25 protein-coding genes and 1 riboswitch are annotated in these 25,454 nt (G+C 47.8%); of the genes, 13 read left to right on the top strand and 12 right to left on the bottom strand.

What is annotated here, in order from left to right; all coding sequences use genetic code 11:
• The first annotated feature begins 5 nt into the window (after positions 1-5).
• The 3 genes from NO352_RS18950 to NO352_RS18940 all read left to right on the top strand — a co-directional run bounded on the left by NO352_RS18950 (position 6) and on the right by NO352_RS18940 (position 2,531).
• Positions 6-944 (top strand): GNAT family N-acetyltransferase, encoded by a 939-nt coding sequence (locus NO352_RS18950; protein ID WP_268593909.1) that lies wholly within the window; start codon positions 6-8, stop codon positions 942-944.
• 269 nt (positions 945-1,213) lie between these two features.
• The gene (locus NO352_RS18945; RefSeq protein WP_005544156.1) at positions 1,214-1,801 is read left to right on the top strand and encodes a YkoP family protein; all 588 of its coding nucleotides are present in this window, start codon (positions 1,214-1,216) and stop codon (positions 1,799-1,801) included.
• 1 nt (position 1,802) lies between these two features.
• Positions 1,803-2,531, top strand: a complete 729-nt coding sequence (locus tag NO352_RS18940; RefSeq protein WP_005544154.1) for a polysaccharide deacetylase family protein — start codon at positions 1,803-1,805, stop codon at positions 2,529-2,531.
• A 169-nt stretch (positions 2,532-2,700) separates the two neighbouring features.
• Here NO352_RS18940 and thiE read toward each other — a convergent pair whose 3' ends face one another.
• The 10 genes from thiE to NO352_RS18890 form a co-directional block, all read right to left on the bottom strand.
• Positions 2,701-3,363, bottom strand: coding sequence for a thiamine phosphate synthase (gene thiE / locus NO352_RS18935; RefSeq protein WP_005544152.1), 663 nt, complete (start codon positions 3,361-3,363; stop codon positions 2,701-2,703).
• The gene (gene thiD / locus NO352_RS18930; RefSeq protein WP_005544150.1) at positions 3,360-4,184 is read right to left on the bottom strand and encodes a bifunctional hydroxymethylpyrimidine kinase/phosphomethylpyrimidine kinase; all 825 of its coding nucleotides are present in this window, start codon (positions 4,182-4,184) and stop codon (positions 3,360-3,362) included. Before thiD ends, thiE begins: the two co-directional genes overlap by 4 nt.
• Positions 4,175-5,020 carry a hydroxyethylthiazole kinase gene (gene thiM / locus NO352_RS18925; RefSeq protein WP_005544148.1) on the bottom strand — a complete coding sequence of 282 codons (846 nt, stop codon included), beginning with the start codon at positions 5,018-5,020 and terminating at the stop codon, positions 4,175-4,177. Before thiM ends, thiD begins: the two co-directional genes overlap by 10 nt.
• A complete protein-coding gene (gene tenA, locus NO352_RS18920; protein ID WP_289356497.1) occupies positions 5,017-5,718 on the bottom strand; it encodes a thiaminase II in 702 nt (233 codons plus the stop codon). Before tenA ends, thiM begins: the two co-directional genes overlap by 4 nt.
• Positions 5,719-5,848: 130 nt before the next feature.
• A riboswitch (TPP riboswitch) is annotated at positions 5,849-5,952 on the bottom strand.
• A gap of 83 nt (positions 5,953-6,035) precedes the next feature.
• The gene (locus NO352_RS18915) at positions 6,036-6,839 is read right to left on the bottom strand and encodes a DeoR/GlpR family DNA-binding transcription regulator (protein WP_289356496.1); all 804 of its coding nucleotides are present in this window, start codon (positions 6,837-6,839) and stop codon (positions 6,036-6,038) included.
• Positions 6,823-7,839, bottom strand: coding sequence for an ABC transporter ATP-binding protein (locus NO352_RS18910; protein ID WP_289356495.1), 1,017 nt, complete (start codon positions 7,837-7,839; stop codon positions 6,823-6,825). Before NO352_RS18910 ends, NO352_RS18915 begins: the two co-directional genes overlap by 17 nt.
• 1 nt (position 7,840) lies before the next feature.
• Entirely contained in the window at positions 7,841-8,698 is an 858-nt protein-coding gene (locus NO352_RS18905) for an ABC transporter permease (protein WP_005544142.1), read from the bottom strand.
• Positions 8,695-9,540, bottom strand: a complete 846-nt coding sequence (locus NO352_RS18900) for an ABC transporter permease (protein ID WP_005544140.1) — start codon at positions 9,538-9,540, stop codon at positions 8,695-8,697. Before NO352_RS18900 ends, NO352_RS18905 begins: the two co-directional genes overlap by 4 nt.
• A gap of 129 nt (positions 9,541-9,669) precedes the next feature.
• Entirely contained in the window at positions 9,670-10,530 is an 861-nt protein-coding gene (locus NO352_RS18895) for an alkaline phosphatase family protein (RefSeq protein ID WP_268599424.1), read from the bottom strand.
• Positions 10,520-11,614, bottom strand: coding sequence for an ABC transporter substrate-binding protein (locus NO352_RS18890; protein WP_289356494.1), 1,095 nt, complete (start codon positions 11,612-11,614; stop codon positions 10,520-10,522). The genes NO352_RS18895 and NO352_RS18890 overlap by 11 nt, the downstream gene beginning before the upstream one ends.
• 203 nt (positions 11,615-11,817) lie before the next feature.
• Here NO352_RS18890 and NO352_RS18885 point away from each other — a divergent pair, with 203 nt between their 5' ends.
• From NO352_RS18885 to NO352_RS18855, 7 genes are all read left to right on the top strand, one after another.
• Entirely contained in the window at positions 11,818-12,450 is a 633-nt protein-coding gene (locus tag NO352_RS18885) for an NAD(P)-dependent oxidoreductase (protein ID WP_289356492.1), read from the top strand.
• Positions 12,451-12,567: 117 nt separating this feature from the next.
• The gene (locus NO352_RS18880; RefSeq protein ID WP_005544133.1) at positions 12,568-13,497 is read left to right on the top strand and encodes a manganese-dependent inorganic pyrophosphatase; all 930 of its coding nucleotides are present in this window, start codon (positions 12,568-12,570) and stop codon (positions 13,495-13,497) included.
• Between the two features lie 206 nt (positions 13,498-13,703).
• Positions 13,704-14,543 carry a DNA alkylation repair protein gene (locus NO352_RS18875; RefSeq protein WP_483311851.1) on the top strand — a complete coding sequence of 280 codons (840 nt, stop codon included), beginning with the start codon at positions 13,704-13,706 and terminating at the stop codon, positions 14,541-14,543.
• 564 nt (positions 14,544-15,107) lie between these two features.
• Positions 15,108-16,325, top strand: a complete 1,218-nt coding sequence (locus NO352_RS18870; RefSeq protein ID WP_289356491.1) for an S-layer homology domain-containing protein — start codon at positions 15,108-15,110, stop codon at positions 16,323-16,325.
• A gap of 22 nt (positions 16,326-16,347) precedes the next feature.
• Positions 16,348-19,938 (top strand): DUF5704 domain-containing protein, encoded by a 3,591-nt coding sequence (locus NO352_RS18865; protein WP_289356490.1) that lies wholly within the window; start codon positions 16,348-16,350, stop codon positions 19,936-19,938.
• A 359-nt stretch (positions 19,939-20,297) separates the two neighbouring features.
• Positions 20,298-20,711 (top strand): DUF4870 domain-containing protein, encoded by a 414-nt coding sequence (locus NO352_RS18860; RefSeq protein ID WP_289356489.1) that lies wholly within the window; start codon positions 20,298-20,300, stop codon positions 20,709-20,711.
• Complete coding sequence (locus tag NO352_RS18855) at positions 20,647-21,384, top strand: MerR family transcriptional regulator (protein ID WP_289356488.1); 738 nt, start codon at positions 20,647-20,649, stop codon at positions 21,382-21,384. Before NO352_RS18860 ends, NO352_RS18855 begins: the two co-directional genes overlap by 65 nt.
• 252 nt (positions 21,385-21,636) lie before the next feature.
• Here NO352_RS18855 and NO352_RS18850 read toward each other — a convergent pair whose 3' ends face one another.
• Both NO352_RS18850 and NO352_RS18845 read right to left on the bottom strand, forming a co-directional pair.
• Entirely contained in the window at positions 21,637-22,365 is a 729-nt protein-coding gene (locus tag NO352_RS18850; RefSeq protein WP_289356487.1) for an endonuclease/exonuclease/phosphatase family protein, read from the bottom strand.
• Between the two features lie 87 nt (positions 22,366-22,452).
• Positions 22,453-22,668, bottom strand: a complete 216-nt coding sequence (locus NO352_RS18845) for a hypothetical protein (RefSeq protein ID WP_289356486.1) — start codon at positions 22,666-22,668, stop codon at positions 22,453-22,455.
• Between the two features lie 115 nt (positions 22,669-22,783).
• Here NO352_RS18845 and NO352_RS18840 point away from each other — a divergent pair, with 115 nt between their 5' ends.
• The 3 genes from NO352_RS18840 to NO352_RS18830 are packed head-to-tail and all read left to right on the top strand — an operon-like array spanning position 22,784 to position 25,429.
• On the top strand, positions 22,784-23,737 hold the full coding sequence (locus NO352_RS18840) for an ABC transporter permease (protein WP_005544126.1): 954 nt from the start codon (positions 22,784-22,786) through the stop codon (positions 23,735-23,737).
• Positions 23,727-24,677: an iron chelate uptake ABC transporter family permease subunit gene (locus NO352_RS18835; protein ID WP_163975259.1), complete on the top strand. Its 951-nt coding sequence runs from the start codon at positions 23,727-23,729 to the stop codon at positions 24,675-24,677. The genes NO352_RS18840 and NO352_RS18835 overlap by 11 nt, the downstream gene beginning before the upstream one ends.
• Positions 24,671-25,429: an iron ABC transporter ATP-binding protein gene (locus NO352_RS18830; protein WP_005544124.1), complete on the top strand. Its 759-nt coding sequence runs from the start codon at positions 24,671-24,673 to the stop codon at positions 25,427-25,429. The genes NO352_RS18835 and NO352_RS18830 overlap by 7 nt, the downstream gene beginning before the upstream one ends.
• The last annotated feature ends 25 nt before the right edge of the window (positions 25,430-25,454 follow it).

Genomic DNA, 25,454 nt, shown 5'->3' with positions numbered 1-25,454 from the left:
TAGAGATGAACTTCACAGGCTTGCGAACCTATACCCAAATGAATGATGAACAGCTTAAGGGACTGCGCCGTTTGGAAGGCATATGCAATGAGCATGATCAAATTTTTTTGAAGCTGAATTGGGATATGCTTACTGCACGTACGGATAATCTTGCTAATGACTATGTGTATACGGCTAATGGCGAGATCGTCGGATTCCTTGGGATATTTCAGTTCAGTCCGTCGGAAGTGGAGATTAGCGGGATGGTACATCCCAAGTACCGGCGTCAAGGCATATTCAGTCAGCTTGTCAAGGAAGCGAAGCAGGAGTGCAGGAAACGCCGAGTGGAGAAGCTTATTTTTATCTGTGCTCGTTCTGCCCAATCTGGGAAGGGATTTTTGGAGAGCATTGGGTCGAAGTACAGCTTCGCCGAATACTGGATGAAGCTTGACGGTGGGAAGGAGCTTAACAGCGATTTCGCTGCCTGCTCAGCGCCACTTCGTTTACGATCGGCGGAAGCGGATGACGTAGATATGCTGATTAAGGTGAACATGGATGGCTTTGATTTGAAGGAAGAAGAAGCAAGAGGGTACGTAGAAGGTACGTTGAGCTCTTCTGTTGATCGCATTCATGTTATCGAGATTCAGCAGGACAACGGGGAAGGGCTGCCAATCGGAAAAATTCATGTGATGCAGGAGGAAGGCAATGCATTTCTGTTCGGCTTCAGTATTCTGTCTGAGCATCGAGGCAAAGGATACGGCCGTTGGGTGCTGGAGAGCATGATTCGGCATATTCGGGAGCATCAGCCGTCCGCCATGATCGAATTAGAGGTTGCAGTCGAGAATGATAGGGCGCTTGGGTTATATACGTCTTGCGGCTTCCAAGTGCGCAATGTGAACGACTATTACGTATTAGAGCTGGCGTCCGAGCCGGCCGAACGGTCGTCAGATAGCTGCATGGTTTAGGAGTCTATTACATGTAAGAATAAATCGGATGATCCAAAGAGTATCCGTCCAGCTAATGAATACGGAAGAAAAAGCAGTGTGGCACAGAAATTGAAGTGCTGCACTGTTTTTTTGTTGTCTAATGAGAAAAATTAGCAGGTATTATTCTGTGCTCGTGTTGTCTATTTAAGGAACTTGTAAGAATGGGGTAAGAAAAAAGAGAATTCTGCCATGTACGATGTAATCAAGACAAAGAAATGAATTTTCTTATAGGAAGGATTTGATTGTGCATGATATCCGCCTTGGGCAACAAGATGCTGCAATCGCTGTGGATGACATGGGAGGCTGTATTCGAAATGATTACTCCTCTGCGGAGCGTATATCAGTCTCAGTACGGAATATGCAAAATTGTCGTTCGAACACATCGGGGCTCCTCTATTCGCTGTGAGGATGGAACCTGTATTCATAAAGGGGATTATGTCTGTGAGATCCATCTTGATAATCGGGAGGTGCTGGAGCTGTCACGTACGGTAGGTGCGGATCGTGCAGCACTTGTTACGGCGCGCAGGCTGCGCGATGCGCTGAAGCATATCGGCCATGCGGTTGACACGAAACCCGAATTAGCGAAGGTGAGGGCACTGACGGGGATCACTCTGCTTCATCGCGGCATTATTCATGGGTTAGGCTTCGAGCTGCATCCATTGGAAACGAAGTGGATGAATCAAGTATCCACCATATATCTGCGCTTGCTGCTGCGCATGCTCAACCCGGATGGCGCCAAGCGGCTGAAGCAGCAGCGTTCCAAGCTTGTGCCGAAGATGCTTATGATGACAAGGGGAGCTCTTGTGAATCGATATGCGAGTGGGGGGAAGGTGTAACATGGATAATATCATAGCTGGGGTTCTATTATTAGTAATCATCATATATATGGGGCTTCCTTTTTTGCTGACTCGAATATGCGGCTGGGGCGTATTCCGCAAGGCGAGACGGAAGCGGGCACGTCGACATATTGCATTTACGTTCGATGATGGTCCTGATCCGGACTATACGCCAGAGCTGTTGGACTTGCTGCGCGAACGGGGCGTGAAAGCAACCTTTTTCGTTCTGGGCAGCAAGGCGGAAAAGTATCCGGAGCTCGTAAAACGCATGCACGAGGAAGGCCATCAGATAGGCATTCACAATTATACGCATATGCCAAACTGGATTATGAGTCCACGAAACATTCGGCGTGAGCATGTGGAGCGTTCTGCGGATATTATCGAACGCATTACAGGCGAGCGCCCAACCTTCTATCGCCCGCCGTGGGGGATATTGAATATCGGAGATTTGTTCCTGCTGCGCAAATCTTATCGGGTTGTGCTGTGGTCGATTATTGCGCGGGATTGGAAGCTGGATACAGGGAAACGCAACTTGCGCAAGCTGCTTTCCGAACGCATCGAGCCAGGTGCGGTCATTGTGCTGCATGATAGCGGCGATACATTTGGCGCTGACAGGGAGGCACCCAAGCAAATGATCACGGTGCTGCGAGAAGTGTTATCCGAGACGAATCAACGTGGATTGAAATGTGTGCGCACGGATGAGTTACTGAAGCTTGAGCATGCAATGTAGAAGGGACGGGATTTAAAGGCAGTAAAGTCAAAAAGCAAAAAGAATCCGCCTACCAGCGGATTCTTTTGCTTTTATTCGTAAAAATTACTAAAAAATCGGTTCAATATCGATTCGTTTCATGGACTTACTGGAGATTAAAAATGGTTCGGCAAACTTTCTCGTAATCGAGTCAGCCAGTTGCCCTAGAAGCTAATATTTTGGCGGCTTGGTATATATTTTCCGCATGGGTAATGGCAGAGATGACCGCGACCCCATCTGCACCTGCTTGTATTACATGTGGCGCACGGTCTGCCGTTATGCCGCCAATGGCTACGATCGGCATGGATGTTAGCTTTGTTAGCCGCTGAATGATTTCAGTGCCCTGCGGCTGCTGTGCATCTTCTTTGGAAGCAGTCGGATAAATCGGCCCTACGCCAAGATAATCGGCGCCCAGTTCTTCTGCCAGCCGAGCCTCGGCTGTAGAATGAACGGATACACCGAGGATTTTGTCGCCGATACGTTCCCTGACTTGGGCCGCAGGCTCGTCGTCCTGACCGATATGAACTCCGTCCGCATTCAAGGCAAGTGCCAGTTCCACATCATCGTTGACGATGAAGGGGACGCCGTGCCTTCTGCATATCGCCTGGATACGTCTTGCAAGATCTTCCTTTGCCGCAAGCCTCGCCGCCTTAGAGCCTTTTTCCCGGAACTGGATCATCGTTGCTCCTCCGCGTATGGCTTCCTCGACAACCGATGCCGGGTCTGTCTTGCAATTGGAGCTGCCGAGCACGAGGTACAGCCGCAAATAGGAACGCATGCGGCCTTCGTCAATACGGCTTTCTATACTTGTCATCTGACCACCCCATCCTTCTGCCGCTGCCGATATGCCCAGTGGTTTGTCGGGCCGTTGCCGCCGCCAAGACTAAGCGTCTCCTCTATTGCTGCCTGAATATAATGACGCGCAGTACGAACCGCTTCGTTGGGAGCAGCGCCTTTCGCGAGCTCTGCCGCAATAGCTGCCGAATAGGTGCATCCCGTGCCATGAGTATGCTTGGTCGTGATTCTCCGGTCTTCCAGCATTGTAAAGCAAGTCCCGTCAAAGAACAGGTCAACGGCAAGCTCGGTAGTCATGTCATGGCCGCCCTTGATGACGACCATTTTGGCGCCCCAATCGGCAATTTTCGTTGCGGCCTCGCACCGATCTTGCAGGGACACAATCTTCATTCCCGCAAGCGCTTCTGCCTCCGGGATGTTCGGGGTGACAATCAGCGCGAGCGGCAGCAGGCGGCTCTTCATGGCCTCAATGGCCTCTTTCTCGAGCAACTGCGCGCCTCCCTTGGCAATCATGACCGGGTCGACGACAACGTTGTTCCAGCCGAATGCTTCAAGACGATTCGCCACGGTCTCAATGATGTCTGCGCTGAACAGCATGCCTGTTTTGACAGCATCAACACCGATATCTTCTTCGACGGCGTTCATTTGTTCGGCAACGGCTTCAGGAGGCAGTGGGTACACACCATGAACGCCGAGCGTGTTCTGTACCGTCACGGCCGTAATCGCTGACATGCCGAATACCTTCAGCTCTTGGAATGTCTTGATGTCGGCTTGAATGCCGGCGCCTCCTCCGCTATCAGAGCCGGCAATCGTCAATGCTCGTGCAACCGTCATAGCCATACCTTCCTTCTTGCAGCAGCTTGGCGAGGGGTGATAGTCGAGGTTGCCGTATCGAACTGGCCGATTTCAGACAATGCATCAAGAAATGCGGTCTGGAAGCTGCCGGGCCCTCGGTGGCCAGCCGTTCGATAGGCTCTTGCGGCTGCGCACCCATAATAAGACATCGCTGAGGCTCCTGCCAGCAATAAATCAGATTCTATCGCGGCAAATGCCCCGATTACAGATGTCAGCAGACACCCGCTTCCCGTTATGCTCGTTAACATCGGATGACCGCCCGCAATGATGTAGCCCGTTGTACCGTCCGTAATGACGTCCTCTTTTCCCGAAATGGCAACGATTGTGCCAAACCGCTCGGCTGCCCGCGCAGCAAGATCGAACAACGCTTCCGGGGTGCGAGGGGATGCTTGGGACTCTACGCAATCAACGCCCTTGATTGCGCCGGCTTCACCCATTAACTGGGCAATTTCCGCGGCGTTGCCGCGCACGATCGAGACGCGCAATTCTTTTAACATGTTCAGCGCTGCCTTCGTCCGATAAGGCGTTGCGCCTGCACCTACCGGATCGAGAAGAACCGGAATGCCGTGCACATTCGCCGATCGACCTGCGATAAGCATAGCTTCTATCATATCTGCATGGAGTGTACCAAGGTTCAGCACGAGCGCGTCTGCTGCCTTAGCCATGTCCGCGACCTCTTCCTTGGCCGAAGCCATCACAGGGGAGGCGCCAATGGCAAGCAAACCGTTGGCGGTAAAGTTGGCGACGACAATATTCGTAATATTATGGATGAGGGGGCGTCGTTCCTTAATGCGCAGGGGGAGGAGCTGCATGCCGTTCATCCTTGCTTCACCTCTGCCTTCTCCGCCAAGCGTACCGGCCAGTCCTCTACTTTATAAGCCATGTCCCAGAACATATATTCCAGCTGGCAACTGGTCAGAAAATGCTTTTTCAGCTGCTGCTTGCGTGCTGGTGAAAACGGCATTACCCATTCATCCAGCATGCGGCGCATCTTATCCGTAATCCCGCTGCCGAGGTCTCCATAGAAATGAATCCACTCATAGAACGGATGTGTCTCATCCGGATTCACTTCTTTTAGCAAGTGTTGTCCAATCTCCACATATGTCCAAGGGCACGGCAGCAAAGCTGCTATAATATCTTCCAATGTGCCCTCGTGAGCGACGGTCAGCATATGGGACACATAATGGCTTGCGGATGGAGCAAGCGGGTAGCCTTGGAGTTCTTCGAACGTCACGCCTGCCACGTCGCAAAAATTACGATGGGGGTGTGTCTCGCTGTTCAGCACAAACGAAATTTGCTCGTTGAAAAGAGCCATAGTATCACGGTTGTCGCATTTGGAAATCGCAATGCCATAAATACGAATAAAGGCGTTCAAATATTCAAAATCCTGCTTGACGTAGTGGATCAACTGCTCTTTCTTAACCGTACCCTCAGCAATTCCCCGAACGAACGGATGCTCCATGATTGCCCGGTATATCGGCTCCGCTTCGTTTCTCAGTTCCTCCGTAAATGTAAGCATGAACAGCACCTCCGCATGATTGGATAGTGGATGAATGCAAACTGAAATCTGGACAGGGAGCACTTCACGGCAGCAAAAAAAGCCGCCCCGAAATGGAGCGGCTTCATCATGTCAGCATAAAAAAGCTATGAACTGGCCGTCTCCACTTCCCTCCGCCGGTATTACCCGGATCAGGTTCAAAGGGTCCAAAAATTCTTGTCTCAGCCGCCGATTGCGGCTCCCCTAGTGGATTTCATATTAAATTCATCTACTAGTTACTGTATCTTCCATTTTATATTTTGTCAAATGATGGGCTGTGTGAATGGTGCAAGTTCCCGTTAACTGCTAGTTATGGAGGAAGAGAGGGGTGCTGCTGCTATCCATTCAATATTCACGTAATCGCGTCTCCAATTGTTCGGCATGGGGTGATCGCAAATGACAGCCGTTGCTTGGTTCAAGTCGCAAATTCGGCATAACTGATTGACTCCCAGTTTCGTATGGTCGCCAAGCACGTATACGTACTTGGATTGTTGAATCATTAGGGTCGAGCAAAACGACTCTTCCATGTCATAATCGCTAATTCCCGCAGGGGTAATGCCTGCGCAAGAGATGAATGCTTTATCAAAATGAAATCGTGTCAACAACTCGCAGGTCATAGCTCCGGCAATCGACTTCTGCTCGGGATGAGCGACACCCCCAAGCATGATGACCTTGCCTTCAAATAACTTGGCTTCCTGTCGCTCCATAAGCAGCTCCGCGGCAGGTATGGAGTTCGTCACGACGGTGACGCCGACGACTCCTCGAATTGCCCGCACAAGCTCGATCATCGTCGTGCCTACATCAATGACAATCGTATCTCCGTCTTGAATGAGTGCGGCGGCAGCTTCCCCGATAGCTCTTTTCGCCGCTTGCTCCATACTGCTCTTTTTACCGAATCGAGGCTCTATCTGCATATGGGAAAAGGCAATGGCTCCGCCGTATACTCGTTTGAGCATTTGCTTCGTTTCGAGCTCGTCAAGATCTCGTCGTATTGTTTCTGGCGTGACCTCCAAGCTGCTGGCCAAGGAAGCAACCTGTATTTTGCCATGCCGCTGTAGCTGCTGCAAAATATGCTGTCTACGTTCTTCAGGCAGTAGCGTCATGAAGCGGAATCACGTCCTTCGGATGCAGATACACTGTCGTTGTCGCACCTACGCTGATCCAATCGGAATTCCGATGAATTTGATCGATGACGACATGCTCTCCATGCACGCATAATTCCATGCGCATAATATTGCCAAGCATCGTCACGTTGCGCACGATTCCCGTTACGGCCAACCCGCCAACGAGCGGCTGCCCGGAGAACGTCTCAGGTCGAATCGCATACAGCTTGCTGCCTGAAAGGCTGTACTCCGGTGCAATCTGTCCCAGCGTTTTGGCACTCCATACGTTGTAGCTGCCGATAAAGCGTGCTACGAACTCGCTGCTCGGTTGCGTATAGATCTCTTGCGGAGAACCGTGCTGCGCAATATTTCCTGCATTCATGATGTAAATATGATCGCTTACCGCCATCGCTTCTTCTTGGTCATGCGTAACGAGCACAGTCGTCATATTCAGCTCGCGCTGAATGGAACGAAGCTGTTGCTGCAGGTTTTTACGAATTTGGGCGTCCAAGGCACTAAGCGGTTCATCCAGCAGAAGTAACTTAGGCTTGGTAACGAGTGAGCGGGCAAGTGCGACACGCTGCTGTTGTCCGCCAGAGAGCTCGCGCGGGAAAGACTTCTCTTTGCCTTGCAGTCCGGTCAGTTCAAGCATTTCGCCAACTGCACGGCGGATTGCATCAAGCGGCATTTTCTTCATCGTTAAGCCGAATGCGATATTATCAGATACCGTCATATTCGGGAACAGAGCGTAAGACTGGAACACCATGCCGATTTCCCGATCCTTTGGCTCGACAGCGGTGACATCCTTGCCGTCGATATGAATTGTTCCGCTATCCAATGGGGTTAATCCAGACAGGATGCGCAGCAGTGTACTTTTACCGCAGCCGCTAGGGCCAAGCAGGGTAACCAATTCACCTTTTTGAATATGCAGGTCGATGCTGTTCAGCACCTTTTGTTTATTGAATGTCTTGGCAACTTGGTTCATCTGTACATAGCTCATTTTAGGAAGCCTCCTTGCTTATCATAGCTGGGGTAGTCGGAACGGGATTATTGAAGGTATCTTCAACTGGCTCTGCGAATGGCTTGGATGTCCGCCCGGTCAGCTTTACGATCCATGCGCTCAATATGGCCATCAGAATGAAATAGGTAACAGTAATGGCGCTTGCAATATGTCCGCTCTTGTTGAGCTGAGCATATAAATAGAGCTGCATCGTCTCAAAACGTCCGCCGACCAATATGTTAATGAGGACGAACTCTCCAAACAGAATCGAGAAGGAGAGGAGCGCGGATACGAGAATGCCTGGCATAATGTTCGGCACGATGACGCGCAGAAATGCCGTCATTCGACTTGCTCCCAGCAGCTCTGCTGCTTCCATCAACGATTCGGCCTGAACAGCGCGCAGGCTGTTGCGTGTTCCTTGGTACATGAACGGCAGCATGCCGACGACATAGGCTCCGAAGACGATGATGATCATGGAGAAGCCTTTGTCCGAGTAAGCGCGAATCAAGCCGACGGCCATAATGACACCGGGAACCGCATAGGTGAGCATGACAAGCGTCTGCACCCAACGCTCCAACTTCGGTGCATATAAGGAAATGGCGAACGTAGCCGGCACGATGACGATAACCGCTGTCAAGGTAGCTGCACTGCTTAGCATCAGGGATCGTCCGAACGCCTCCATAAAGCGGGTATCCTGGAACAGTTCGCCGAACCATTTCAGCGTTAACCCTTCCGGCAAAATCGTTTGATTCCATGTCGTCGCGAGCGAATACAGCATGGTGGCAATGACCGGAATGAACAGATAGAGCAATACTGCGGAAAAGGCGAGGGTTGGCAAAGAGCGAGTCAGTCGTTTCATGGCAAATCCCTCCGAACTTTGCGCGTCAGCCATTCATTGACGAGCATGGCGGCTAGCAGCGTCAAGCCTAGCAGCACGCCCAAAGCGCTCCCTAGCTCTGGACGGGCGAAAATATCTCCCGACACGAGAGCGCCGATACGAACAGGCACAAGGTTGTAGTTGCTGCCTGTCAGGGCATAGGCAGATGCATATGCACCCATCGCATTCGCGAACAAGATACTAAATGTGCCTGCGATCCCTGGCAGAAGTACTGGCAGACCAATGCGTTTCCAAAATTGAAACGGCGAAGCGCCCAGCAGTGAAGCAGCTTCCTTCCAGTTGTCTTGAATGGCATGGTACAACGGGTAGAGCAGCATAATGGCCAGCGGAAGCTGGAAATACACATAAATAATCGTCAATCCAGACCATGAATACAGGTTGAACGTAGCCGTCATATCAATGCCGAACTGGCGGAACAGCATCGTGAACAGACCACTGTTGCCAAGAAGCACGATGAAGGCGAAGGCAAGCGGGATGCCTGCGAAGTTCGATGTTAAGTTCGTAATGACGAGCAGTCGTTCCTGCACGCGCTGCGGAAAGCGAGTAAGGGCGTATGCGGCAAATATAGCCGCAATGATGCCGATGAAGCTGGACAGCAGGGAAATGAGAATACTGTTCTCAAATGCCTTCCAGTAATACGGATTCGTGAATAGTTCCTTGTATTGATTAAACGTAAATGCCCCGCCGCCGTCTTCCTGAAAGCTTCCAGAAATCATCGTAAAGAGTGGGACGAACATGAACAGCGCCACAAAGATGAATAACGGGATAATCGTGATGTACAGCATGCTGTTAATCCGTTTCATGTACGTGCTCCTTTCCTGTAACGTTATTTCCTAAGTCACACCGTGATAAAAAACTCCTATCGAGGTAACTCTTGGTGAGCGACCGCGTCTCTCAAGGTATGTTTTTTTCCATTCCAGAAAGGCGCCTCCTTATGGAGACGCCGGCCTGAACTCCAGCATAGACAGCGGCTGCATCGCTTCAGATGGAGCGATGCCGAGCAAGCGGCAGGCGAGCGGCGCCAGTTGCAATTGAGGTATTTCCTGTTCATAAATGCCAGGTGTAATCTTGCCGCTAATGACGAACAGTGGAACATGCCGCTCTGCATCTGTTGTGCCGCCATGATTCCCATCATTGTTCATGCCATGGTCAGCAGTGACGATGATCTGATAGCCTGCACCCGTCCAAGCTGGCAGCACAGACGCCAGAATAATATCTGCCGCCAGTGCGCGAGTGCGGTATTGAGCAGAATCTCCTGTGAACTTATGCCCGTCATCGTCAATGTTCATCGAATGGACGTACAAGAAGTCTGGAGCGTACTGCGTGAGCAAAAAGTTCGCGTCCGCGAACAGATGCGAGTCTGGATAGTGATCCTCAAAATAGAAGATTCCGTGCTGAATCGGCTTGTCGGTATTCAATTGTATGCGATCCGCTGCCAGATGGAACGGAGCAGAGTTGTACAGCTCGCTTACCCAGTAATAAGAGGCGGTCGCATTTGTCAATCCATTTTCCCGGGTTAAATGGAACAAGCTGCGTTCGTGCGATAATCGCACGGTTTGATTCGTAGCAATGCCGTGGCGCCATACCGGAGTGCCGGTCATCAGAACCTCGTACAGCGGGCGGGACAGGCTCGGCAGCTCGGAGCGCACTTTATAGCGCGCCGCCTTGCCGTATTCCACCAAGTGTTGCATGTATCCCATTTGCGTGAGAGCTGTATCATAGCGTAAGCCATCCAGCATGATGAAGATGAGCTTGTTGTCATGCTGCACGTTGTTCATGCTGTTATTTGACATGGATGAGCACCTGCTCTTGCCATAACTGCGGCAGCTTCTTCGTTGTCTCTTCCCATGCCTTCAGATCTTTTACAGGCTTAGCGTTGTTGTACATTTCATCTGGAAGAAGCATTGCTTTCGCATCGTCTGCGAGTTTCGCATTGGAGCGGATTGGACGAGCATAGCCGCGAGCCAGGTTGGATTGTCCTTCGTCAGACAAGATGTATTCACGCGCCAGCATTGCTGCATGCGGGTGTTTCGAATACTTGTTAATGACGGTCGCATAGCCGCTCGTTGCAGAGGCTTCTTGTAGAATGACAACCTCGAAGCGATTCTTGTCAATTTTGTCACGGTAGCCTAAGGCGTTGAAGTCCCACAGGAATCCGACTTCAACTTCCCCTTTTTCCAGGTTAGCAAGTCCTGCATCATTGGAAGCGAGGCGGCCTTGCTTCGCCAGCTCAGCGAAGAAGTCGATGCCTGGTTGAATGTTCGTTTCATCACCGCCGAATGCGTATGCAGCAGCGAGAACTGCGAATTGTGCCTGGTTCGCCTTCATGACATCCCCAACAGCGACCTTGAATGTTCCATTTTTTATGTCAGCCCAAGATTTCGGCGGATTTTTTACTTTGTTCTTATCTGTGATGATGGACAATGTTCCCGTGTAGCCGAGCAGCCAATGACCTTCATCATCCTTGGCCCAGTCCGGAATGTCGTTCCAGTAGGACGTTTTATAGGGCAGCGTGAGTCCCTTTTGCTTCGCAAGCGGTCCGAACGCGATGCCGACATCGCCAATATCAGCGGTTGCGTCCTCCTTCTCTGACTCGAACTTCGCCAACTCTTCAGCACTGGACATATCCGTATCGATATGTTTCAAGCTATATTTCGTTCCTAAATCGTTCCACGTTTGCACCCAGTTCGCCCAAGTGTCAGGCATGCCCACCGAGTTGACTTGCCCCTCTTGTTTTGCCTTCTCCACAATTTGATCCAAGGTCAACTTGGAAGCGTCGATTACTTCATTCGCAGCTTGTCCAGATGAGCAGCCCGTAAGTAAAAATGCGGAAGCAAGTACCGTTGCTGTCCATTTCATGAAACGATGAGTTCGCATGAGTTCATGACTCCTTTTTCAATTAGTTTTCATTTTGTTTTCCTTCCGTTTACGTCTCTAATCATAAACAAACAAAGTTAAACCAACATCAAGCGGTTGATAAGGTATTGTAAAGGGTGGCAGGAAAGTGCTTCCTTTTAACCATAAAACCGTACTATAGAATGAATGTTTCTATGAAGCTACCAGAACAGGAGAGAAGAATATTGTCTAGGCAAACGCTTGCGATTATTGGAGGAACAGGGACAGTAGGAAGGCATGTAGCTGTAACCGCAATTGAACATGGATTTTCAGTACGTATTTTGGCACGCCGTCCGGAGCGAGTCCAATTGAAATCAGCGAACGCGATTATAGTAGAAGGAAATGCATCAGATAAAGCTGCCATTCGTTCTCTTTTAGAGGGAACGGATGGGGTTATTAATGCATTTGGACAGCCGATGCGAGACAAGCCGATTTATAGTGAAGTGACCAAGCAAGTGGTAGAGATAATGAATGAATTAGGTATTCGTAGATATATTGGGGTTACAGGGGGATCGCTTGATATCGAAGGAGACCGCAAATCGTGGATGAATCGAATCGGTGCACGCTTGTTCCGTCTATTCTACGGCGATATGATTCGGGATAAGCAGCGGGAGCTGGACATTTTACGTGCATATGAGTTGGATTGGACGCTTGTACGGCTGCCATTCGTGCACGAAGGTGATGTTAATAAGCCGGTGAAGGTTAGTCCTTATGATATGCCGGGGATGAGAATCTCAAATCATCGCATTGCTCAATTTCTAGTGGATCAAATAAAAGACGCAGCATATCTACGCCAATCCCCATTTATTTCGCAATGATATTCCTACTAATGGAATGGGATTTTACCAACATTTGCGGTATAATCTTGATTGAACAAGATGATCTACGTTATACTTTTCTCACTACAAATATCGTGTATAAAGGGAGTTAGCGAAATGGAAAAGGTACTTATTTTCGGACATAAAAATCCAGACACAGATACGATTTGCTCCGCAATTGCATATGCAGACTTGAAAACACAATTGGGCTTTAACGTTGAACCCGTCCGTCTTGGCAGCGTGAACGGAGAAACACAATTTGCATTGGATACATTCCAAGCAGAAGCGCCACGTTTGGTAGAAACAGTAGCAAATGAAGCAAAAGGCGTTATCCTCGTTGACCACAATGAGCGCCAGCAAAGCGCAAATGATATCGAGCAAGTGGAAGTGCTTGAGGTTATCGACCACCACCGCATTGCGAATTTTGAAACAAGCGGTCCTTTGTACTACCGTGCTGAGCCTGTTGGATGCACAGCGACAATCTTGAACAAGATGTACAAAGAAAACGGCAAAACAATCAGCAAGAACATTGCTGGTTTGATGTTGTCTGCAATTATTTCCGACTCCTTACTGTTCAAGTCCCCAACTTGCACGGATCAAGACGTAGCCGCTGCTCGCGAATTGGCTGAAATTGCAGGCGTGGATGCAGAGAAGTATGGCTTGGACATGCTGAAAGCAGGCGCGGACTTGAGCAAGAAAACAATTGCAGAGCTGATCTCCCTTGATGCGAAGGAGTTCTCCATGGGCAGCTCCAAGGTTGAAATTGCGCAAGTCAATGCGGTTGATGTGAACGACGTATTGTCCCGCCAAGCTGAATTGGAAGCAGCTTTGTCCGATATCATTGCAACAAAAGGGCTCGACCTGTTCGTATTCGTTGTAACCGATATCTTGAACAGTGATTCCGTAGCGCTTGCGCTTGGTTCCAAATCAGAGGCGGTTGAAAAAGCGTACAATGTTTCGTTGGAAAATAACACAGCTTTGCTGAAGGGCGTTGTTTCCCGTAAGAAACAAATCGTTCCGATACTGACAGATACACTTAGCAAATAATAATATTCGCAGCAGATGAGCTTCTCTGTGTCAGACGACTGTTTCCTTTTGTAAGGGGCAGTCGTCTTTTTATTTTGATTAGAAGGCAATAAGTCTAGGGAATACATATAGGAGGAATTATGTAGTAACTGTTGAATAGATTACGGAGTTATGGCATCGTATTCATCTTTAACTGTCTATCTGTCTATTTGAAGGAGGAAATGGATTTGGATCGTTCTATTTCGGAAGCGATAATTCAGCGAAAAGGTGCATCGAAAGAGGCGAATATTCCGAGTGAAGTTCAGCAGCTTTGCACTGGAGCGATTGAAAGTGTAAATTTAACAGAATGGCTGGCTGTGGATCACGTTATGCTGCTTGAACATGTGCTGCCGGAAATCGACTTAGAAGGCCATCTTCCTAAGCTGCTTATGGAAATAAAAGAAACGGACAGCAGACGCGGCATGAAGGCGATACGTTTGATAGGACAGCGCTTGTGCGATTATTGCGAAAATGAGAATACTCCTGTAGTAGAAACTGAACAATTTCATAGAGTAGCCAATCATCGCTCGGATTCTGTTAGATGCTGGGCTGCCTACATGGCAAGCGGTGATGCACAGTTATCCGTGGAAGAGGCGTTGTCCCGCATTCGTCGTTTCGCGGCGGATCCGCATTTTGGCGTTAGGGAAATTGCATGGATGGGAGTGCGCTCTCATATTGACTCGAATTTATCTGAAGCGATAGCAATTTTGACTGCTTGGGCAACCGATGACGATGCAAATGTACGCCGCTTCGCAACAGAAGCGACAAGACCGAGAGGGGTATGGACGAAGCATATTGAAGCATTGAAGCAAAGCCCTTGGCTGGCGCTGCCGTTGCTTGAACCGCTCAAGTCAGATTCGGCTAAGTACGTGCAGGATTCGGTCGGCAATTGGCTGAATGATGCGAGCAAGACGAACCCAGAGTGGGTTCAAGAGCTGTGCGATCGTTGGAGCGCAGAATCTAACACGAAGGCAACAGCGCGAATTGTAAGCAAGTCCCTGCGTACCTTGCTGAAGCAGGCCCAGTAAGCGCAAGGGAACTATATCTTATATTTGGCTGATCCGCTGGTAACTCTATTAGCTAGATGCCAAATCACTAAAATCCCAGATTTTCTGCCCTATGCTTAGGTGCATGGTTAGGGAATCTCACAATAAATATTCAAAATGGATTGACAGGGATAGGTAAAACAATCTAATATTGTTATTACAATCCGTAAAAATAGTATGACCTTATGGGTCTTAAAGAGCGAAGCACGCTTTTTGCCAATCGGCAATTAGCGTGCTTTTTTTGTTTTGTGGTGTGCTCTGCAAGTGAACTGCTGCTAGTGAAGCAGATGAGTTAGCAAAAGTCAGAAGAGATGGCCTTTGTGCATAGGTGTGGGGGGAGGGATGCCAACTTCTGATTGACTTCGAATAAAGAAGGAGGAGATAATTGGGATAAAATTACGAATTTTGTGTTGAAATCTTAAATTTTTCCGATATATATGATATGTTCCATAATTTTCGCACCTTAGAGATTCATACAAGAGAGATAAGAGATGAAGTGGCTCATCCACGTAATCAAGCCAAATTTCAGTATAGGAGAAGATACTTATGAAAAAGGTTATACTCTCGACATTGGCGGCAGCCACACTCTTGGCAGGTTATACCGCTGCGCCGGTTAAGGCTGAAGCAGGTGTGGATACCGTTAAAGTCAATTTGAAGGCTGTCTCTACGTTCAAGGATGTGAAGGGTCATTGGGCAGAAAATGTTATCGCTAGGGCACTAGAGTTGAAACTGATAACAGGCTACGAAGACGGAACATTTAAACCAAACGGTCAAATTACTAGAAGTGAATTCGCTTCTATTCTCAGCCGAGCTACAAAGCTTGCTGCATCTGCTGGAGATAATCCATTTACAGACATGAAGGGTCATTGGGCAGAAGCGGCAGTCACGCAGTTGACAGCTCAGGGTTTTATTAAACCTGGGGACTATCCAAATGGATTTAAGCCGAACAGCCAACTGACTCGGTATGAAATGATGAAGTGGATTGCAAACGGTCTTATTGCTTCCAACGAAACGTTTAAACAGGCCTTCGAAGATACCCAGAATACTTTAATTCCAGCACCAGAGGCAATTCGTGGGGAAATTAGCGCTGAAAAGATTCCTTACATTGCACTTGTTCGCGGCACCGGTATTGCTGGCGGCTTCGAGGACGGAACCATAAAACTCCAAAACACGACCACACGAGCTGAAGTAGCTGCGATTCTATTGCGTTATATGGACGTAGAGGGGAAAAGTGCGGATGCATATCGTGATCTTAATGAACTGAGAGAAGTCGGAACGACAGGTACGAATGTGATTACCCTTGCAGGTTACAAATACAATCAAGGTAGTTTTGCAGATATAGTTAACACTCCAATAACTCTGTCGAACAAATCAGCGAGACTTAAAGTTAAACATTATATTGTTGTTGATGCTAGAGCAGGTACTTTAAAAGGTGTTTATTCTTCTCTGTTCTATCCCAAAATTGAAGATTATCAAAGAGGGCAATTCATAGCTTATGCGGAACTCGATTTTACATCTCTTATCGATAAACCGAGTGCTCTGACTTATAGTCAGGGATTAAAGACACTTCTGATTACTTTTTATAGAATCGCAGATAAAAATTATGTGGATTCAGTTGGTATTGAAACATTCCCACAAAGCACTGCAAACTACTTTAAGAAAAATGAAACGAAAACACTATGGACTACTGGTTTTTTAGACACTAAAGGGAAGTTCAGTATTCGAAATGATAACGGGGGAATTGCATCCTTTCAAAAAGATTAAAATAGATAGTTGGTGAGCATACATGCGCAATAGAAAGCGAGGAGCGTCCTTTTCCTTCTTTATGTCGCTGGTGATCTTATCTTGCAGTGTTGTTTTGGTCAGTAATATCAGTAACAGCATTGTGCAGGCTGCAGACACCTATCCGCCGAAATCTCATACAATTAATGAGACTATCCAAGCTGAACCTGTACCTGGAAACCCCGGAACCTACTGGTATCAATTGGACAACGGGGATTTCAAGGCCGACTATACTGGAGGCTCGGTAACAGTCTCGAATGCAGGTTCATGTAATAATCCTTTTCCTGCAGATGAAAAGGTAGTTCCAGATGATGTAGATCTATCGAAATACCCGGCTACAGATTGGGGGAATTACCAGGGGTGGCGCATTTCTCCAGATGGAGTCACTGGTAAACATCTAAAGCAAGTTGTATGGTCTCCAGCTCCGTCATATGAAGCAGTTGGAGATCCTACAATTACAAGCAGCAGCACAGCTATTCTCCAAACAAAAACTGGGGGATCTAAGATCCCGACTGACGGACCTACGGAATTCATGAAGCGGCCAAATCGATGTCCCAAGGTCACTGTCATGTATTTAACTCCAGTTCGAATAATTTGGGAAGGGACAATTCATCAAACGAAAGAGATCGATGTAAATCCTGACTCTACAATCAAAGTAGGGCAAAAAGTACAAATGGACGCAAGCGTTAAAACCAAAAACTGGGGACAAGATAGTTGGAGCAATGGGGTTTCCGTCGCTTCCAGAGCAGCAGAAACAAGGTGGTACAGTTCAGATTCAGCTATCGTGGAAATTAGCAGTACAGGGGAGATAACCGGTAAAGCTCCGGGGAAAGCCAGAGTACGAGCCATTTGGGACAATGGGACATACCGGATCTCAGACACTGCTGAGATTACGGTCACCACCCAACCTGGACTTGTTGTCAATCTGCCAGACGCGTGTACATCTGATACGGCAATTCCAAAGCAAGCTGAAGCGGCTCTAACAAAACCCGATAAAAAAACATATATATTGAAGAGTCACCCTAAATTAAAATGGAGCAGCTCAAACGAAAGTATTGCAAAAATCACGCCGGATGGAAAAATAACGATCACGGGTGTAGAGGGAAACACCAACATAACCGCTCATTTTTATGACCCCACTCAAAATCTTGACGAAACGGATACCAAAACTTTTAAAGTCAAGGATTGCAGTACGGGCGGTGGCGGCAATGACGGGAATGATGGGGGTGGAGGAAGCTGCTCTCCGGTTATTAGCTCTCCTTCGAAAGGAATCGTAAATTACAAAATGGAAATGGAGCCTTCCTCCAGTGGTGTAGTGCATGCCGATGAACGGGGCAGCGAGCATTTCAATGTTCTAAAAGGCATTCCAACATCAGAGTCCCTTTACGTAAATGTTTTTGGTAAGAACTATTTATTCCAAAACAAGTTTGCCAATATGACGGGCAAGGTAACGTACACGGTTCAGGTAAAAAAGACGTATATTCTCAAATGGACCATACCTGGTTCGCCTGGCGACCCTCCAACACCACCAGTCTCCAAGAGCGATACAGTGACCGTAGCCAAAGACATTACAGTCGATAGACCTTATTCTTATTGGCAAATCGACAATCTTGAAGCGTACAAGATTTCTAAGGCAACGGTTATGAATTATGCGCTTCCGAGTGGAAACGTAACTCTTAATCCAGCAGGATATGCGGCGCCGAATCTTACATCTTCCAACAGTGTCCATGTTAACGATCATGTGCAACCATCTCCCTGTCAATCTATAGATTTGGGAACAGAGACAAAGGATGGAGGTTCATCACGCCCTTCTGTTCCTGATGAAACGAGTGAATTCCGTTCTAGGGCTGAGTCTAGTGTCGGACAAAATAAAGTTCGAAACGATTATGTTGTCTTCAATGGCTCTACAATCATGAACAACGGATGGGTGGATCAATCCGCACCGGCTCCAGGTTCAATTCCTTCTTCTCCTGTAATTGAACGAGATGTATTGTACGGGAAAAACTACATGATCAGCAAAACACTTGTGAATAAGGCCAATACCCCAAGCTCAGGCACAATCTACTACAGTCTCATACCCGGCAATATCAATGGCGGCGGTGACAAGCAATTCCCAATCAACGGCATCAACACCGTAACCGTACATACGCCTGTCGTGAATTACTCGTCGATTACCGACGATCGAGAACATAACCAAAAGACAATACCAAACGAGTATCGTGCGGCGTTAATTCTGGATCGGCCTTTTTCGATCCGCATACCGACGAGCGGTCAGCATGTAAACGATCCGGGATACGGCAACCGCGACTATGCAAAATATTTCCGTACGAAGCAGGTATGGTTCCCATTCGATGTCTACACAGCAGATCGGGGCACATTCATTCCGAAACGTACATGGACAGATATTCCCGTTACCCAACTGGATACGACGTTCTTTCTGCCAGTCTGGGTGGATGAAGGAGATTACACAGTCTTATTCCGAAATGTCGCCGAAAATACACCGGATTCCTTCACGCATCAGCCAACAGCCAACACGGATTGGCAGCATCATGTGGCGACTCACGAAATCGCAGTGGAGGTTATTGGCAGGGTGTATGATTTCCATGTGACGGACATTATGGATTTCAATTGGGAAACCGTGTTCCGCAAGCAAAAAGGAAGCAGTGAGCCGACAGGGAATTCCTATTGGGTCGGAGCGAATGGCATCGATGGTGAAGCTCGAGGCCATGCATTTCCTTACGAGCTGCCTGTGCGCAAAGGCAGTCACCCGGATCCATCCTTCAAGAATGTAGCGGTGAAGACGGGATACGCCTTCAAGTTTGACCTAAAGACAAAGGGAAATATGTTCGGTCCAGGAGATGGCATTCATCTGAAGCCGACATTTTACTTTACGGACAGTAAGGGGCAGAAGCGTCAGGAAGTGGATGTGTACTATCATACAGAGGCAAAAAAATTCATTCGCATTGGTTCGGCAGACGATAAGTTGAAGCGGAGCATGGCGCTGAATGCGCGCCTCCGCAACATACCGGGGCAGCTTATTGCGGATGCCGCGGCTCGTTTTTACGAGCTGTTTGCCAGCAGTATGATGGTGAATCGTCAGGCATATATCGACGCATGGGTGAGAGCGGCGAAAGACCCTACGGTGATCGGCAGCTACAGTGACCTGTTCCTGCCGTACAATGTCCGCACGTTACACGGGCCGACAAATGTGCCGTCAGGCGTCTCTGCGGCACGCGCCTATGCATCCATTCAGCAATGGTACGGCGAGTATAATTTGCCTGCCAAGTTGTATATCGTGCCTAAGGGCTTTGATTTATCGAAGCAGTTCAGTTTTAACGATAAGGCCCCGTTCTTCCTGCGCGATGGCTTTCTCATCGTGAACTTCGACATCGAGACCGTTCGTGATGGACAGAAGGGCAGGCCGCATTTGCAATACATCAAGGCTCCGCTGACGAATCAATGGAAGCGCGAAGGCTCTCGCTCCCAGTTCACGGATCCGTACGGCGTCACCTTCCAACTGCGTGATGGAGATGTTATGTTCTATCGGGCAGATCAATCGTCTGTAGATGATTTTGGGGTGACCGGCACGCACTAAAGTGCTGCAGTTCGACTAAAATATTTACATCACAAATATACTTGCGGTTAAACAATAACCCGTCATAGAAACTCAGATAACTAGAGTTCATTACGGGTTATTTGTATTGTAATGTGAAGATGTTTAAGTCTGTTACTCTGGTAATGATGAATCGGAGCAGTGTGACCAGCGCTGCTGCCAACGGCAGAGATTGTAGCCCCTAAGCACCGTCAAGCAGAAGGCAGCCGAACCAAGCGCCCTAGCACTTTCAAGATAGAAGACGGCGATGTTTTGATAATGGCTTGCAGATTAGGGCTTGAACCTCTACTCGCGTCACCTTTTATGCTGTATTTGAGGAATTTAATAGGAAGGTGACAACAATGAATGAGTCAATGAGCAGGCCGACACACAAAGAAATGGCAATCATCCAACTGATGCTGGCCATCTCCTTAGTGCTAGGGGTTCTCCCCCCGCTTGTGATGTATTTCGTGACAAGGAAGTCAACATCGTATTATCGTGAAGCTAGCCGCAAAGCACTGAACTTTCACTTGACCATTTTCCCGCTCTTTATAGTGAGCTATGCTTTGCCGTCGTTGTACAAGTACATTCTGCTTATGATCGAGACAATAATTATTTTGTATGCAATGATACATATTGCTAGAAATAAGGCATACCGTTATCCAGCCATTCCTTACATCAAAAAACAGACAGAATCGAGGCGAGTTTATCATGACTGGCATGCTGACAATCGGACAGTTGGCGGAACGAACAGGAATCACGATTCGAACGCTTAGATATTATGACAAACTTGGATTGCTAACGCCTAGCGACTACAAGGAAGGCGGGCACAGGCTCTATAATGCGGACGCCCTCAGCCGCTTGCAGCAAATTCAGGCTTTGAAGTTTATCGGGTTTTCACTCAAAGACATTGCCGATTTATTAGAGATACAGCAAGCAGAGCAGCAGTATATTCGGAAGGTGATGGCGTTCAAAAAGAAAGAGCTTCTTGCAGAACAGGAACGAATTCAGCTCATGCTTGACCAATTGGATCATATGGATACAATCATTTGCCATCATCCAATCATTGATTTGCGTCTGTTTTGCTTTATCGTACACTCGATTCTATGGGAGGAAGAGCACATGGAGACGCATAACCTAGGAGGAAATCCAATTCACAATTTTCGCAATGAGGCACGGGCTGAACTGGATCGGAAGTATTTCGCATTGCTCACAGATATGAAACAACTGGTTGCGAGCCAAGCAAATCCGGATTCGGAGGAAGCGCAGAGGTTCATGCAGCGATTTATGGAGCTGTATGAATATACCATAGCGAAAATCAGTTCCTCATCGGCGGCGAAGGCAGATCCACCAACGGATCACTCTAACATACTCGTTCCATTTACAGAAGAAGAACAGGAATTTCTAAAAGAAGCGTTCCAAGTGATGTATTGTAACCAAGAGAGTTAGGCTATTTCCATTCCTATGGGGTTCCGGGATCGTCGCTTATTGGGCCTGTCATTGAAGCCAATCATATCAGAGCGCTGATATGTGCGCTTGCCAATGTGGACAAGAAGCGGCTTATGACTTGGCAAACGATTAGTGTTGCGGCTTGGGCCATCGGCACAGGGGGGGCTGCTCCTGATGAGAATCCGATCCCTCGGTTCAGCCCCTGTGCAGTGCGCACATTCTAGCGTAACAACAAAAGGTTAGCCGCGCTCCCTATAGCAGCAGCTTGGCAGCAATCGGATAATGATCTGATGCGAGCGATTGAATGACTGTTCTATCATCGCTAAGCTCCAGACAATCATTGACGAAGATGTAATCAAGCATCTCGACTGCATCCCCTGCAGGGAAGGTGTAGGTCTCAAGCTCACCTGCGAAAGCGCTGCGGAATGCTGACGACATTTCGGCAACTTCGATAGAATCCGGATGTGCATTGAAATCTCCTGTTACGATGCACGGTTCTGATTTGCGGCTTGCGATGGAAAGTATTTCTCTCACTTGGGCAACCCGCTCAGGCTGTTCCAATCCCAGATGTGTGTTGTACATATGCAGAATTTCCCCGCCGACATCCAGAACAGCAGCAAGCAGGCTGCGTTGTTCGCTCTCGTCGCTGCTGAGCAGATGGTTTTGATGCGACAGAATCTTGTACTTGCTCAATATCGCTGTCCCATATTCTCTTTGCTGCGTTCGCCCTGGTTCAGGCGCTCGAACCACGTTTGCCCCGTAACACCAGTGCATCCCTAATTGTTCAGCAAGCATCGCGATGGTATCCTCGTAATTACTTCGAGCCGAAAAATAACGGTCGACCTCTTGCAAGCCGATGATGTCCGCCCCGGACGCACTAATCACTCCTGCGATGCGGCTCACATCATATACATGATCCATTCCTTCACCATGCTGGATGTTATACGACATGACCGTCAACGAAATTTGCGATGTGGACATAGTCTCACCCCTTAATTGCGCCAATCATGACGCCTTTTTTTACAAAACACTTTGCAAAAATAGATATAATAGCAGAATCATCCCCCACTAAAAACATTGCAAAGAAATCATCGTCGTGAACAACCGCCGTCCTGCCAAATCTATTCGTGTGAGCGGGTAGGCGGCAGCAATCGTCATCGCTAGATTAATAACTGTTCCTATTATCGTATAAATGAGCGTAATTGCATATCCATTCCAGATTCGGCGCCGAAAAATGAGTTTCGCCCATTTTCCATATAATTGTTTGACAGACGGATCAGTCATGTTATAATAACAACTGTCAGTCTAATTGATAATGAATATCATTATTGAAAATGTAAATTGATTCTATCCGCTTACATATCAACTTTCTCACATCGAGAAGAGGTAAGGATGGTCTATGAAAAAGAGATATTTAGCCATCGCGCTTGTCATATTATCAATCGTATCGCTTTTTATTGGTGTTACGGATATTAAGCCGCTTGATCTGCTGAACATGACCGATGAGAAAACGTTAATTTTGCTCAAGAGCAGAATTCCGCGTCTAATCAGTATCATTCTTGCAGGTGTCAGCATGAGTATATGCGGTCTCATCATGCAACAGCTTAGCCGCAATAAGTTCGTATCGCCAACGACAGCCGGAACACTCGATTCCGCAAGACTTGGAATCCTGGTATCCTTAATGCTCTTCACCACATCGAGCCCGATTGTGAAGATGCTGGTCGCATTCGTTTTCGCATTGCTGGGAACGCTGCTGTTCATGAAGATTCTAGATCGAATCAAGTTCAAGGATACAATTTTCATTCCGCTTGTTGGATTGATGTTTGGTAATATTATCAGCTCGATTTCTACCTTTTTTGCATATAAGTATGATTTGATTCAGAACATGTCCTCCTGGCTGCAGGGTGACTTCTCCATGATTATTACAGGTCGCTACGAGCTGCTGTATATCAGCATTCCGCTCATCATCATTGCGTATCTGTATGCGAACAAATTCACGGTTGCAGGCATGGGTGAGGATTTTTCGAAAAACTTGGGACTGAACTACAAGCGCATCGTCAATATCGGATTAATTCTCGTTGCGCTTGTGACGTGCACGGTCGTACTGACCGTAGGAACGATACCGTTCCTCGGACTGATTATTCCAAATATCGTGTCGATGTACCGTGGTGATAACTTGAAGAACAGTCTGTCGCATACGGCGCTGCTCGGTGCTGTGTTCGTTCTGTTCTGCGATATTTTGGGGCGTATTATCATTTATCCATATGAATTATCGATCAGCTTAACGGTCGGGGTAATAGGAAGCGCCATATTCGTGTACATGTTGATGAGGAGAAGGGCACATGGGTTATAAAGCGAAAACGGGTATTCTGGCTCTCCTGGCACTTGCCTTAATCGGATTGTTTCTATTCTTGAAGCTGGGTGACAACTGGGATTATGTGCTTCCAAAGCGTACGCTGAAGGTGCTGGCGATTGTGCTCACTGGGGCGGCGATTGGATTCGCAACGACCGTATTTCAAACGATTACGAACAACCGGATTTTGACGCCTAGCATACTAGGACTGGATTCGCTATACATGCTCATCCAGACATTTGTTATCTTCGTGTTCGGTTCGAAGACATTGATGATGATGAGCAGCAACATGGATTTCTTAATGTCAGTGGGCATCATGGTTATTTTCTCAGGACTCTTATTCCGGTTCATTTTTAAGGGCGAAGGTCAGAATGTATACTTCATGCTTCTCATCGGGATTATATTCGGTACTTTTTTCGGAAGTGTATCTACCTTCATGCAGGTGCTGATTGACCCGAGCGAATTCTTAATTGCCCAGGATAAAATGTTCGCCAGCTTCAATAACGTAAATACGAAGCTGCTGCTTATCGGTGGGATACTGACATTGCTCGTTACGCTCTATTTCCTTAGATTCGTTAAGTATTTAGATGTACTGGCACTCGGAAGAGAGCAGGCGATTAACTTAGGTGTTCCTTATGATTACGTCGTGAGAAGGCTGCTTTTTGTAGTAGCGGTTCTCATCTCCATCTCGACAGCGCTAGTCGGACCGATTACGTTCCTTGGCTTGCTCGTCGTGAACGTTACGTATCAATTTTTGAAGACGTACCGACACAGTTACTTAATTCTAGGTTCCGTGCTTATCAGCATTATTGCACTGGTGGGCGGTCAGCTTATCGTGGAGCGGGTATTTACGTTCTCCACCACGCTAAGCGTCATAATCAATTTCGTCGGTGGCGTCTACTTTATCTATCTTCTATTGAAGGAGAATAAATCATGGTAGAAGTAAGAGGCGTATCCAAACAATACGGTGGCAAAAATGTGGTTGAGAATGTATCAGTTACAATTGCCAAGGGTAAAATCACATCCTTCATCGGTCCAAATGGTGCAGGGAAGAGTACGCTGCTCTCTATCATAAGCAGGCTCATTACGAAGGATTCGGGAGAAGTCCATATCGATGGCAAAGAAGTCAGCGAATGGAACAGCAAGGATCTGGCCAAGAAGATATCCATTCTGAAGCAATCCAATCATGTCAATCTGCGCTTGACCATTCGGGAGCTTGTCTCCTTCGGGCGGTTTCCCTATTCGCAAGGGCGCTTGAATGATGAAGATTGGAAGTACGTAGATGAGGCAATTGAGTACATGGGCCTTTCCGGCATGCAGCACAAGTATCTGGATCAGCTGAGCGGCGGTCAGAAGCAGAGAGCTTACATTGCTATGGTTATCGCACAAAACACGGAGTACATTTTACTGGATGAGCCACTTAACAACCTGGATATGAAGCATTCCGTGCAAATTATGAAAATCCTTCGCAGACTGGTTAACGAAATGGGCAAGACCATCGTGATCGTAATTCATGATATTAACTTCGCATCCTGTTACTCGGACTATATCGTCGCATTGAAAGACGGCAAAGTAGTCAAGGAAGGCTCGACGCAGGATATCATCGATACTAAGGTGCTGCAAGACATCTATGATATGGATATGTGCATTGAATGCATTAACGACAATAAGATTTGTGTGTATTTTGCCTAAGCAAGGCGACATCGGTTACACCGTT

It is taken from the genome of Paenibacillus sp. S-12 (genome assembly GCF_030363895.1).
GTDB lineage: Bacteria > Bacillota > Bacilli > Paenibacillales > Paenibacillaceae > Paenibacillus_B > Paenibacillus_B alvei.
This window is presented reverse-complemented; position numbering and strand designations above follow the sequence as displayed.